The organism is Acinetobacter radioresistens DSM 6976 = NBRC 102413 = CIP 103788, from assembly GCF_006757745.1.
In the GTDB taxonomy this organism is placed as follows: domain Bacteria; phylum Pseudomonadota; class Gammaproteobacteria; order Pseudomonadales; family Moraxellaceae; genus Acinetobacter; species Acinetobacter radioresistens.
Window position 1 is genome coordinate 1,927,612 of sequence record NZ_AP019740.1, and the last position, 12,135, is coordinate 1,939,746.

Here is a 12,135-nt window from a genome sequence, read left to right on the forward strand (position 1 = left end):
CTGCTTCGGTTTACTTTAATGTTTCTCTAAAGACTTCTTCAATGTTCTGATCAGATTTTCCCGGCTATTATCCAGCTTCTCTAATTCTGCATCAGAATGCTTTAAATTTGTCTGCTGCACATGGTATTGCCAAGCAGGAATCAGTACTTGCTGAGCTTCCTTAAACCGGTCTAAAAGACTAAAAGAAAGCTGCTGTGAAAGACGTATTTGTGTAATGGCAATATCATTACCTGCCTGTAACATTTGTAATGTATTAATTTTTTTAGATAATCTTTCTGCAAAATTATCTAATGGATGCTGGTTTTTAATAAAGGCTGGATATTCATTAAGAAACTCCTGTGCAGCTACAATATATTTCGCCATTTGTTCCCGTAAACCCAGTAATTGCTGAAAACGCGCCTGTGATTTCTGAATCTCAATCTGTAACTGTTGACTCAAATGATCAGCCTGAGCAAGTAACCGGTCCAGATTTCTATAATATTCCACCTGCCTTGATTGATACTCGATATCAATTCCCAGCCATTTCTGTAATGCATTGAAATTACGTTTTTTCAGATATTTTTTAGAGTCAGCTAAAGCCTGAATCAGCTGTTCAATAGTCTGGCTTAACTGCCGGGTTAATTCAGGGTCTACTCCATTGAGGAGTACGGACTGTGCCTGAACCAGATGCTCGGCATAATGATTTAACCGGTATTGATCATGAATCAGAGGAACCAGATCATTGCGTTTTATGATCAAAGTTTCTTGAGGAGTAACCTCAATCTTGGACAATGGAATGAGTTCTTGGAAATGCTGCATATAGACGCCGGGTATCGCCTCAAACAGTAAAATAGACTGATAATAAAATAACAGAACAATATGAAGTGAAGCTGAAAGCTATATTTTCAATTTAAACCAAATCTTTCAGACTACAAGCCGAAATAGCAGTTTTTACGTTTAAGTTTTGTCATAGTTAATTGAATAACTACAAAGAGTAATGCCGTGAAATTTCACGGCATTTGATCTAACGATAATCACCCTCTCGCTCAGGCTGATACAGTACCTTTTCAATTTTTACTTTCATAAGGTGACCATCAGGTTGCGGCCATTCAATTTCCTGGCCTTCTGCCAGCCCTAAAATAGCAGCACCTATAGGAGCAAGTACATTGACTTGTCCTTTATCACCGCGAAAATCATGCGGATAAACCAGCTGGATTTCAGTCGGTTCAGTTGAAGGGGCTATCGTGATCAGCACTCGGGTATTCATGCTGACCACATTAGCCGGTATTTCATGTGGCTCCACTACTTCAGCCCGAGCAAGTTCATCTTCCAGATGTTCTATAGTCTGAGTCATATGAGATTGATGCTCGAGCATGGTTTCAAGACGATGCAAGTCCTGTGAAGAAATAATAATATTTGGTTTAGCCATATAAACTGACTCCTTCCATTTTAAATAAATATTGCAACGCTATAGATGTATATTTTCTGGTCTAGAAATAATTAATTACTTATCAGAAAAGTATTTTTCCACCCTATTGTTTTTTATAAAACAACAAAAAGCTCCCCTTAAGAGGAGCCACAAAACATATAAAATGTAAAGAATGAAAAAAGTTATCCTTTACTGTATCCAGTTAAATGAAGAACGCTAACCTTTAAACAATAAGTTAAGCCTATTCATAGATGTAACATCTTAAACCAAGTTTCTCAACCATTTAATTTATAGCTTCTCAAATACTGATATAAGTTACCGAAATTAAACTTATACTTTTGGCTTACTATTCCACCACAATCATATATTTTCTTTTATTATTTTCATCCTATACTTTTTTAATCTTCCCCAAAATAAAAATGAATATGAAAGAAAAAATTCTTATGATTGTTTTTTTATCTTTATCAATCGCAGCTTGTCAAAGGCAGCCACAAGAGACAGACACGGCTCAACCATTGAACTCCAGCTCTCCTCTCGCCGCTCAGCTTGATCAGGCAGGTGAGAAAATTGGAAAATATCTGGATCAGTTAGACAATCCTAAGACCTCTCAACAAAAACGGATACAGATTTTATGCAAAGATTACCCTACCGTATATAAAACTGAATATATGCCTGCATTACTCAAACTACATTCAAATGAATATACCCCTGAAGGTTTACTTTTTGATCTGGATATTGTCTTAGACTTTTATAAAAAGGGCGCGAATATAAAATGCTAGACTTTCTATATTGCTCATATTATTTTATTAACCAAGTTATTCTGATTATCTTCTTTTACTAAAATATTGAATACAAATTTTTTATAAACTTTCTTATTAGCAGAAATTCCTCTATTAAAAAATTTTTGATGTGAGCAAAAACAGAACTCATATTTTTACCATACAAAATAAGCCAGTTATCTTAAATATAAAATAGTGCTTTTAACTTTTTTATTCTTGCCTTAAGTTTAAATTGTTAGACAATGTCATTGTCTTAGTAAGCTATTGCTTTATATTGCTATAGACACGGCGTACAACAACAATAAATGGTAGATCATAATGGAATTAGAACTATTAGGTGAGCTATTTGGTGTAGAAATCCACCGACCTCTGCAAAGAGAAGAAATAAGAAAAGCGCTTATAGCCCGAAACGAACTAAGAGATCAATTAAAACAGGAGAAAAATCTTAGTAGCGACCATATTACATTGCAACTTAACGACAAGATTCATGTATTTGCCTACAGACTCGAAGAGAGTGAATCAGAACAATTTTATAATTATTTAAGTGAAGAATGTAAAAAACTAAAGCCCGAACAATATGAGCAGAGTCTTATCTCTACCTCTAATAATACACTTAAAACAGAAATCTCTCCCCTCTCTAGTGAAACTATGGAAGAGAAACAACCCATGATATGGAAATTTTTACCTTGGGTACTCGGAGTGATTTTTTTATTATTACTTTTCTCATTATTCACTTTTAGGTGATATACCTTTATATAGTGAAAGAGATAAGTTTAACTACCAAACAATCTAAGAGAATAAAAATAAAATATTATAAGATTAAAAATTTCTTGCTAAAGCTATTGATCTTTAGATTTTGAATAAGTTTACTTTAAAAATATTATTTATAAATAACTGCTTATGGGTTTATTATAGATATATGAACTTAAAATAAAGCACAGTTTATAACACTAAAAAAGCTCCCACTTATGGGAGCTTTTTTAAAGAAATCACTTACTGAGCATAAACCGGGAATTTAGCGCAAACCGCTTCCACTTTCGCTTTTACATCAGCAATAACATTTTCATCGCCTTTGCTATCTAAAATGTCAGCCATCCAGCCAGCGAGTTCACGCACTTCAGCTTCACCGAAACCACGAGTAGTGACTGCTGGTGTACCTACACGGATACCCGAGGTAACAAATGGAGAACGTGGATCATTTGGCACGGAATTCTTATTCACAGTAATGTGGGCTGCGCCTAACCATGCATCTGCATCTTTACCTGTAATATCCTGTTTAATGAGTGATAACAGGAATAGATGGTTAGATGTACCGCCAGAAACGACATCATAACCACGCTCAATAAACACTTGCGCCATGGTTTGAGCATTTTTAACCACTTGTTGCTGATAGGTTTTAAACTCATCAGACATAGCTTCTTTAAAGCAGATTGCTTTGGCCGCAATCGCATGCATTAATGGACCGCCTTGGTTACCTGGGAATACAGCAGACTGAAGTTTTTTCTCAATCTCTTCATTCGCTTTTGCCAGAATCAGACCAGAACGTGGGCCGCGCAAAGTTTTATGGGTAGTGGTTGTGGTTACATCAGCAATTTGAACCGGGTTCGGGTATACACCTGCTGCCACCAGACCTGCAACGTGGGCCATATCAACAAACAGATAAGCACCAACTTTATCAGCAATTTCACGGAAACGCTGCCAGTCAACGACCAGACTATATGCAGAGAAGCCTGCAACGATCATACGTGGCTTATGCTCTAAAGCCAGACGCTCAACTTCTTCATAGTCGATTTCGCCAGTTTCCGGGTTCAGGCCATATTGCACTGCATTATAGGTTTTACCGGAGAAGCTTACTTTTGCACCATGGGTTAAATGGCCACCATGAGCAAGACTCATACCTAAAACGGTATCGCCCGGATTCAGCAAAGCCAGGTAAACAGCAGAGTTTGCCTGTGAACCTGCATGGGGCTGAACGTTTGCATAGTCAGCACCAAAAAGTTCTTTAGCACGATCAATTGCCAATTGTTCAATAACATCAACATGCTCACAACCACCGTAGTAGCGTTTGCCTGGATAGCCTTCTGCATATTTGTTAGTGAGTTTTGAACCTTGCGCTTCCATAACCGCTGGAGAACAATAGTTTTCAGAAGCAATTAACTCGATGTGCGCTTCTTGGCGCTCACCTTCGGCAGCAATTGCCTGAGCTAATTCCGGATCAAATTCAGCAATAGAGATATTGGCAAACATTAGCGAGGTCCTATTAATTTAGGGCTTTTAAGCCGTGCTAAGATTGGCGCGTATTGTAACATGAAGTTTATTATTAAACAGAATGAACTTTACTCAGTTTTAAATAAAAATGGCTCATATTAAAAAACATGAGTCATCGCTTTAAATTCAGGTTATTGACTTGGCATTAGAGATTTTACATCCGAGATAATATTAGTAATATTCAACCCGTAAACGCTGCCATGATCCCATTTGGCAGTAAGAACGAAGTTCATTTCCACAAGGTTCACCGAGCCCTTCATAGTCAAGTGCTACCAGCATATAATCAGACTGAAGCAGGCCGTTAATCATATTTTTAATAACCGGATTTAGACTACTCCGGCTCGGTGCTTACTGATCAGCCAAACCCGTCGTGCCATGTGCCCATGCAACTAGCGGCTATCCTTTTGCTGGAGGTGTTCCCTCCGGGGTGAAAACTAACGCAGTAGCTTGTGTTCCTTTATTATTAATGCCAAGCATTTTATAAGTCATGACCACGCTTTCACCGGCAATAACCACATCTGTTTTGGTATAGGCTACAGGCGTAGCTAATACCGGGTTATCTATATTATTTACTGGAATGGAAGGAACAGGCGTACTGAAATTCTGGTTATCATTGTCATCACTATCATTACAGCCGTCAAACTGATACTTATTGCAAGTACAGTACAGGTCAATATATGTCTTTTCATTATTTTATATCCTTATTTTAAGTTATTATCATTCACTGATTTTTAGGGTGTTCTTTCTTCTTCATGACACCCGTTCCCAATTTCTATAAAAAATAGCAAGAAAATTGTTTAATTATTCTCATATATAAATTTTAGAAACCAGATTGAAGGATTTTTTTCTTCAAAATAAGGTGAATGAAAGTCAAATTATTCTAGAAGCGACGTAATTTGTGGCTCAACTTGATAAATGATGAGCTAAAAACCCTTCAATTAAAGCCCTGACAGGTTTTTAAATTGTCAGAATAGAAATAATAATGTTAGATTTTGACTTTCTCTTTTGTTCAGGCATATTTTTCAACATGCAGGCCATTATTCTCGATACTGAAACACATACACTCAATGGACTACCGATTGAAATTGCCTACGCGCCTGTCCAAATTGCTCAAGGCCGTTTGAGCCTAGACAAAAGTCAGTTATTTGACCAGCTCTACAGTATTGGTGAACAATCAATTTCTTATGCCGCGATGGCAGTACATCATATTCTAGAAACCGATATTGCTGGTCAGCCTCATTATAAGGACTTCAGTTTACCTTCCGAAACTGTCTATATTATCGGTCATAATATTGATTATGATATTCGTACCATTGAAAAATGTGGCATAGACACCTCAAATATTAAAGCTATTTGCACTCTGGCGCTGGCCCGCAAGGTTTGGCCCGATGCTGAGGCACATAACATCTCTGCACTGATTTATATGATCAGTAAAGGAAGTGATAAAGCAAGAGAATTACTCAAAGGTGCTCACCGTGCAGATGCCGATATTATTTTAACTGCAAATATACTCATGCATATTCTTTACCATCTAAATATTCAGAGTATTGAAGAACTTTATACTGCATCAGAAGACGCACGGATACCCCGTATTCTGAATTTTGGCAAACACCGTGGTACCGCAATTAAAGAATTACCTGGCGACTATGTAAACTGGCTGCTACGTCAAGAAGAGCTGGATCCTTATCTACGTAAGGCCCTAGAACAGACCCTAGTTTAGGTGCTGATATTTAAAAACTTATTCATCAAACTTTAATTTTTTTAATGTAGGGTTGCCTTGACTGATTAGGGGAAGTCGGGGCAATGTCTGATTATCAAAAAACACCATTAGGTATAGAAGTTTTAAAAAACAGATCAATTCATCTAAATGTACGCCAGAGACGTTTACTTATTCTGATTGGTACACCAGATTTTGATATACTTACGCCACAATTCAAGCAACGAATTGCAGAACCTGAGGTACTAGACCAGCTTTATAATATGGGACTGATCAGTTTTGAAGGTCAGCAAAAAGAAAAACTCATATCAGCAGACCAATTTGAAATAGAAACAGCCCCGATAATATTAATAAGTAATGACAGGCAAAATGAAATTATATATTCAGAGCGGTCCACTTCTAACGCTAAAATAAATGTTGAGCTCTTAGGGTTTCTAGCTATAAAAGAGTTAATGACGAGTCTGTTAAGACAATATTGTGGCTTAATGGCCAAACAGCTTATTGAACGTATTCAGCAAGCACACCACATTGAACACTTAAAACTTTGTCAGATGCAATGGCTGACGTATCTGCAAGAAAGCCGACTTCCACCATCAGAGCTTAACCGCGCCATGCAACAGATTAATCAGTCTATACAACATTTAAGACAGCATTGAAAATGACTTATTAAATCAGTCATTTTTACAGGTCAAAGATGACTGATTACCCTATATTCATTCCTTAGTTCGTAATTTTAAAATATATTTACAGACGATTTTTTAGTTTATTTTTTACTCTTACTTGCTGCTATCGAATAGCTCAAATTAGATTAACTCATGAAATAATACATCGAATATTTGTGAAAATAATAAATATGCCAATACCATCTATGATCTTGGTTGAGTAAGGTATCAAGACATCTTCATACAACACAGAATGCTATGATAACTTTTTCACCTAAGCTCCCTTATAAGATTTAAAATTCTCAAAAATAGGATTCTGGATATACGCTCGCTTCCCTGCATACCCTAAATAAAAAGATTCCGCATAATTTCTATCTAAAGCTAAAAATACTCGTGATATAACGTCATTTTCAGCATTAATAACATATTAATTTTTTTCAATATCTTAAGCAACTTATTTACTTTTAACTTAAAAATTAAAATTAACGATTGCACTATACAATAAAAAAATTATGCAAATTAAGCTGGATAAAATACAACCTAAATAATTTTTTAGAAGACTATCTACTCTAATATTATATTGAGATTTAAATTCGAATCCATAAGATGGAATTGCTTTTGAAAAGGTATAATTTGGATTTAGCTCCAATTTTTTACTATTTGAGTTTGTGACTTCTTCTAGAAAAAACCTGTAAAAGCGGGCTGCCTCTTCCCTTTCTAAGCGATGAGCAAATACATGGATCTGTCTGTCTAGCTGTAAATGAACTTCATAAAGTGATTTATACTTATCACGGACTAAATATTCTGCCAGAGCATTTTTTGCTTGTATTAAGGCTTTCACCTCAATACGTGAAATAGGTAAATAAATATTTACACCAAACAATTCACCTGCTAAGCCTTTTTGCATGAAGAATGCCCCTTTTTTCAGGAGGGCTATAATATCAATTAAATATAATACAAGACATAAAAAGTCTTAATTAGTTCTACTACTATGACCTGATGTAAAAACTTAGGGTTTAAAATTGAAAAAACCTCTGATTAAGAGGTTTAATTTATTAAAAAATTTTTGATCTGACAGAATCTCCTGCCAAGTCTCCGTAAAGGCAAAAAATCAGAGTCAATATCACTACAATTGCGATAAATGATAGCCATCTCAAGATTCTCATGACAGCTCCTCATAATTTTATGAGTTTCACTTTTATCAATACAGATATATTTTTAATAATACAATTACTGTGCCTTGTAATAGGTATCAAAGTATTACTTAAACTCTGTGATTCTAGTGGAATGGAAGAAATTTTCTATCTTTATAATCTAATTGTAGCCTGACAATATTCAGTCTTCAGATAATATTATATATAGAATATATGTAGTTTAGTGAGATACCTTGTGTTTTCTATCATACTGGTTATTATAGTTATTTTAGCTTTTTTATTTATTATACAACACTACTTTATAGATAGTCCCAACCTAAACACAGCAGAACAAATATTCTTAATTATTCTTTTTGCTGTGCTGGTTGCTATATTGCGTGGTTTTATTCTTCATAAGAAAAATTTTATATGATTGCATGGCAAAAATACCGTTATATATAGTATATAAGCCATCATTTCGGCTGTTCATAGTCATTCTTCTTAATAAGCCTTATCTAGCGAGGTTTATAGGATGTTATCGATTCTTATCATATATAAAAATGGTGCGCTCGGCGTGCATCTAATTAAAATTATAAGTAATTGTTATATAAAATATAATTTAATAATAAAAACTCTTGTAACGCAAACTGTAACGCATAAATAAAAATCAATATAGTAATTAAGAAAATTTAGATATGGATCAAAGTTATCAAAAAGCCCTAATTGAGGTAATCTAAATCTTATTAGAATTATAATGAAGCCTTAGGTCAAGTTTATGAGAAAAATATTGTATGCATGCTACATCGGTATCTTGGCTTTTATATTAACCTCGATGTCATTGCTTTATCAAAGATATATCCCTGTTGAACGTACAATTGTAGACAGAATTGAGGAAGTACCAAGACTCGCAGGCGGCTTTCCATTTGTCTTTTTAATTGATGGAGATTTTACCTCACCTGGTAACAGTATAAGCGCATTATTTATTTTTTGGGATCTAGATGAGTTCCTCTTTAACTACTTTATTCTAGATTACTTATTCTGGTTAGGAATCATATTAGCTTTATATTTTGTGAATAAGAAATTTAAGCTTATATAGTTTTTAAGTTTTATAAAAAGCCCTCACTTGGAGGACTTTACTAGCTAAAGAATCAAATTCACTTTATATAACACTATATGTTACATATTTTTTTGATTTTGATCATTTTGTTGATTCTGCTGACCTGGCATCTGTTGATTTGATTGGCGTTGTTGATCATTTTGTTGATTCTGCTGACCTGGCATCTGTTGATTTGATTGGCGTTGTTGATCGTTTTGTTGATTCTGCTGACCTGGCATTTGTTGATTTGTTTGGCGTTGTTGATCGTTTTGCTGACCTTGCTGGTTCTGGTGACGTTGTTGATCATTCTGTTGATTAGTCATTATAATACTTCCTATAAGTTTAAAATTAACAACTAGAATTCTATCTAGCCTATATAGAATACCTGATTGTGCTAACGATATATCTTTGTAATGTTTCAAAATAAAAAAATGTAAATTGTTTAAAAAACTAACTAACTATTAAACAAAAAATTCTAAAATTACTAAAAACATAAGAATTACATTTTTAACCTAAAGTTACTTTTAATTACTTTTATATATTAGCTACTATCTAGACTTCTATTAACAATGAAATCAATTAAAATAATTCTTATATATTTCAATAGAAAAATTAAATTTTATTAATAAAAATAGAGCTACTCAAGGCGGCTTTGTTTTTAAGCATTTTGTATTTTCCTAGTATAGTTTTTCATATAGTAATCATGGTCTTATCTATTTTAATTAAAATAAGTGATATTTCTAGTATTAGAAATATATAAAAAATAATTCATACAAATAGTTAGCCCTTACTTGGAAGGCTTTTTAAAATAACTTTTACAACCACTCATAAAGTTGACACTGACTTTGGGAAGTTCTGGAAATTCTATAGTTGCTATTGAGCATTCTTCTTTAGACTTGAGCTGGTTGTCTCTTGCAAAGGTATAACCTTTATATTCTTCACTACCTTCTTTATACCCATTTAATATTTCAGGTTTGGATGCAATAGCTAGATAACTGTAGAAAGCTATACCTACAACCAATATGACTGAGAGCATTCCCCAGAAACCCTTTGAAATCTTCATTTTTATTCTTCTTTAGTTGAAAGCAGATAATCTACATAAAAGTTGTGATAAGTTTAAGAAAAAAATGACGGATGAATATAATGAAATTTTTAATGATAATTTTATTGGGGTTATCGACTACTTCTGCTTTCGCTGTAAAGTGCGCTGACTTTAAGACGCACAAAGAAGCACAAAACTATTTCAATGCCAAGAAACCTGGTTATAAGCGATTAGATCGGGATAAGGATGGTAGTGCTTGTGATTGCCTACCAGGTGGGAATGGCACTCATTGTCCAAGACGACGGTAATAAAAGTATCAACCTCAATGACCATCTATTACAGATAACAGTTACTATTTGCAGCTGAAGTAATCGTACCAAATCCTATAGGTATTGATTACTTGTTATAAACGAATTTAAACATTAATGATTCGATTGAAATTTAAAATAGAAACCAATTCAAAAATATTTATATTTTTAAACTTAAATTGGATGCCAATATGAAAAATATTTTAAAAGTTGCAATCTTAGTCTTATCTTCAATTGGAGTAGCTCATACATTTGCAAAACCTGTCGAAACACCTATAGTTTTTAAAAAAGGTACGTATGGCACAAAGATTAAGGGGAATTTTAAAGGGTATAATGATGCGCGATATACAGTGCGTGCTCAGCGTGGACAAATTTTAAAATTTAATATTTTAAGTACAAGAGACCTAGCTTACGTTAATGTCTATGCTCCGGGTGACAAACCAGGTGAAGCGGAGGCAATTTATATTGGCTCGACATCAGCAGACTCCACAGGTGAGATCATTCTGCCAGAAACTGGCATTTATACTATTCAAGTTTATCAGATGAGAAATTCTGCACGTCTAGGTAGAGCAGTAGACTTTAATTTAGATTTAAAAATTTTAAATAATATTAAAAAGTAAAAAAACTAACACAGAAACAGCCCGCATCAGCGGGCTTTTCTATAAGTAATCACGCTTCAGTAACCTGAGTCGCTGTTACTCCTGACATAAGGGGCAGATTATAGCGATGCTCAGCCGGTCGTGAAGTTTTGCCATACCAGCGAAATTCCTGAAATTCGGATTCGGCATACAGTGCATAGCAGACCATATTAGACTGGTTGCCGCCTAGACAGACCAGCTTGCCAGTTTTCTGGTCACGTCCAACCACAAAGCACACATGGCCACCACCCTTTCGGGTTTTCACTGCCACACACCCATAAGCCGGTTTATATAGACGTGTACCATAATTCACATAATCTAATGCGCGGTACCAGTGTTTTGGATAAGCTATTCCGGCCTGTTTTAAGCACCACGCAATAAAAGTGCCGCACCACGCTGTCTCGTCTTCAGCCCACCACGCTTTAAGACTCTTTAGCCATTTTAGAATAGTCGGGTTATGGGTTGTCTTGCTGGTATTCTCACGTAAACCAATGTGCTTTTTAGCTTCAATGATCCAGGGTAAATCATAACTTTGGGTAACCTGTGGAGTAGCAGCCAGCAGCGTATTAATACCTGTCAACTGTGGACCTTCAGCAAGTTCCGGTTGTGCAAATTTTTTACCGATATGAGCCAAGCCCGGCAATACCAGACATGTAATAATAAAATGGTACTGCAAAGGAATAATGTGATAATCCAGTGCCCATTGCAGTACAAAGAGCAACAGTGAAATGACTGCGCCCAGATAGGGTAGTTTTACCGCAAGATATCTCAATGCATTTTCATTCATTAAAATCATTTTCCACTCCAGTGAGTTACTTTGTTTTTTAACCAGCTTTCGATAAATGAACTGCCCATAATTCCTAAGGCCGTTGCGATGGCAATGAGTGCCAGTGGATGAATATCGGGAATCTGTAGCAGTACACCTCCTGCCAGTACTGAAGATGCTGATCCCAGAATGGAACGGCCCAATACCAGCCGTGTTGTCAGCTTTTCATCTGATGCCAGCAGTTTGGCCAAGCCAATAACTGCGCCGATAAAAACCAGCATCAGGACGGTTTTTTCATGCTCCTGCATGAGCTCTCCC

Annotated in this window: 15 protein-coding genes; 6 read left to right on the forward strand and 9 right to left on the reverse strand. The window is 35.3% G+C overall.

Features of this window, described 5'->3' with window-relative positions:
- Nucleotides 1-15: 15 nt before the first annotated feature.
- Nucleotides 16-798: a hypothetical protein gene (locus ACRAD_RS08985; RefSeq protein WP_005026748.1), complete on the reverse strand. Its 783-nt coding sequence runs from the start codon at nt 796-798 to the stop codon at nt 16-18.
- Between the two features lie 205 nt (nt 799-1,003).
- Nucleotides 1,004-1,408, reverse strand: coding sequence for a nucleoside diphosphate kinase regulator (gene rnk / locus ACRAD_RS08990; RefSeq protein ID WP_005019540.1), 405 nt, complete (start codon nt 1,406-1,408; stop codon nt 1,004-1,006).
- 419 nt (nt 1,409-1,827) lie between these two features.
- Between rnk and ACRAD_RS08995 the strand changes: the two genes are divergently transcribed.
- Both ACRAD_RS08995 and ACRAD_RS09000 read left to right on the forward strand, forming a co-directional pair.
- Nucleotides 1,828-2,187 (forward strand): hypothetical protein, encoded by a 360-nt coding sequence (locus tag ACRAD_RS08995; RefSeq protein WP_005026751.1) that lies wholly within the window; start codon nt 1,828-1,830, stop codon nt 2,185-2,187.
- Between the two features lie 318 nt (nt 2,188-2,505).
- The gene (locus ACRAD_RS09000) at nt 2,506-2,931 is read left to right on the forward strand and encodes a hypothetical protein (RefSeq protein WP_005026752.1); all 426 of its coding nucleotides are present in this window, start codon (nt 2,506-2,508) and stop codon (nt 2,929-2,931) included.
- Nucleotides 2,932-3,180: 249 nt separating this feature from the next.
- On the opposite strand, the gene glyA is transcribed toward ACRAD_RS09000, so the two are convergent.
- Together glyA and ACRAD_RS16760 are read right to left on the reverse strand one after the other, a co-directional pair.
- Complete coding sequence (glyA, locus tag ACRAD_RS09005) at nt 3,181-4,434, reverse strand: serine hydroxymethyltransferase (RefSeq protein ID WP_005019534.1); 1,254 nt, start codon at nt 4,432-4,434, stop codon at nt 3,181-3,183.
- A 192-nt stretch (nt 4,435-4,626) separates the two neighbouring features.
- Nucleotides 4,627-4,764, reverse strand: a complete 138-nt coding sequence (locus ACRAD_RS16760; RefSeq protein WP_010700292.1) for a hypothetical protein — start codon at nt 4,762-4,764, stop codon at nt 4,627-4,629.
- Nucleotides 4,765-5,482: 718 nt separating this feature from the next.
- Between ACRAD_RS16760 and ACRAD_RS09010 the strand changes: the two genes are divergently transcribed.
- Together ACRAD_RS09010 and ACRAD_RS09015 are read left to right on the forward strand one after the other, a co-directional pair.
- Nucleotides 5,483-6,175, forward strand: a complete 693-nt coding sequence (locus ACRAD_RS09010) for a DNA exonuclease (protein ID WP_005026754.1) — start codon at nt 5,483-5,485, stop codon at nt 6,173-6,175.
- Between the two features lie 83 nt (nt 6,176-6,258).
- On the forward strand, nt 6,259-6,828 hold the full coding sequence (locus ACRAD_RS09015; RefSeq protein ID WP_005026756.1) for a hypothetical protein: 570 nt from the start codon (nt 6,259-6,261) through the stop codon (nt 6,826-6,828).
- A 475-nt stretch (nt 6,829-7,303) separates the two neighbouring features.
- Here ACRAD_RS09015 and ACRAD_RS09020 read toward each other — a convergent pair whose 3' ends face one another.
- The 3 genes from ACRAD_RS09020 to ACRAD_RS09035 form a co-directional block, all read right to left on the reverse strand.
- Nucleotides 7,304-7,741 carry a hypothetical protein gene (locus tag ACRAD_RS09020; protein ID WP_005026758.1) on the reverse strand — a complete coding sequence of 146 codons (438 nt, stop codon included), beginning with the start codon at nt 7,739-7,741 and terminating at the stop codon, nt 7,304-7,306.
- A gap of 1,402 nt (nt 7,742-9,143) precedes the next feature.
- The gene (locus tag ACRAD_RS09030) at nt 9,144-9,386 is read right to left on the reverse strand and encodes a hypothetical protein (protein ID WP_005026764.1); all 243 of its coding nucleotides are present in this window, start codon (nt 9,384-9,386) and stop codon (nt 9,144-9,146) included.
- A gap of 464 nt (nt 9,387-9,850) precedes the next feature.
- The gene (locus ACRAD_RS09035; protein WP_010700294.1) at nt 9,851-10,126 is read right to left on the reverse strand and encodes a hypothetical protein; all 276 of its coding nucleotides are present in this window, start codon (nt 10,124-10,126) and stop codon (nt 9,851-9,853) included.
- Nucleotides 10,127-10,206: 80 nt separating this feature from the next.
- Here ACRAD_RS09035 and ACRAD_RS09040 point away from each other — a divergent pair, with 80 nt between their 5' ends.
- Both ACRAD_RS09040 and ACRAD_RS09045 read left to right on the forward strand, forming a co-directional pair.
- Entirely contained in the window at nt 10,207-10,413 is a 207-nt protein-coding gene (locus ACRAD_RS09040; RefSeq protein WP_005026768.1) for an excalibur calcium-binding domain-containing protein, read from the forward strand.
- Nucleotides 10,414-10,604: 191 nt separating this feature from the next.
- Nucleotides 10,605-11,033: a hypothetical protein gene (locus tag ACRAD_RS09045; protein WP_005026770.1), complete on the forward strand. Its 429-nt coding sequence runs from the start codon at nt 10,605-10,607 to the stop codon at nt 11,031-11,033.
- 49 nt (nt 11,034-11,082) lie between these two features.
- On the opposite strand, the gene ACRAD_RS09050 is transcribed toward ACRAD_RS09045, so the two are convergent.
- Nucleotides 11,083-11,847, reverse strand: a complete 765-nt coding sequence (locus tag ACRAD_RS09050) for an NlpC/P60 family protein (protein ID WP_005026772.1) — start codon at nt 11,845-11,847, stop codon at nt 11,083-11,085.
- Nucleotides 11,844-12,125, reverse strand: coding sequence for a phage holin family protein (locus ACRAD_RS09055; protein ID WP_005026774.1), 282 nt, complete (start codon nt 12,123-12,125; stop codon nt 11,844-11,846). The genes ACRAD_RS09050 and ACRAD_RS09055 overlap by 4 nt, the downstream gene beginning before the upstream one ends.
- Between the last annotated feature and the right edge of the window lie 10 nt (nt 12,126-12,135).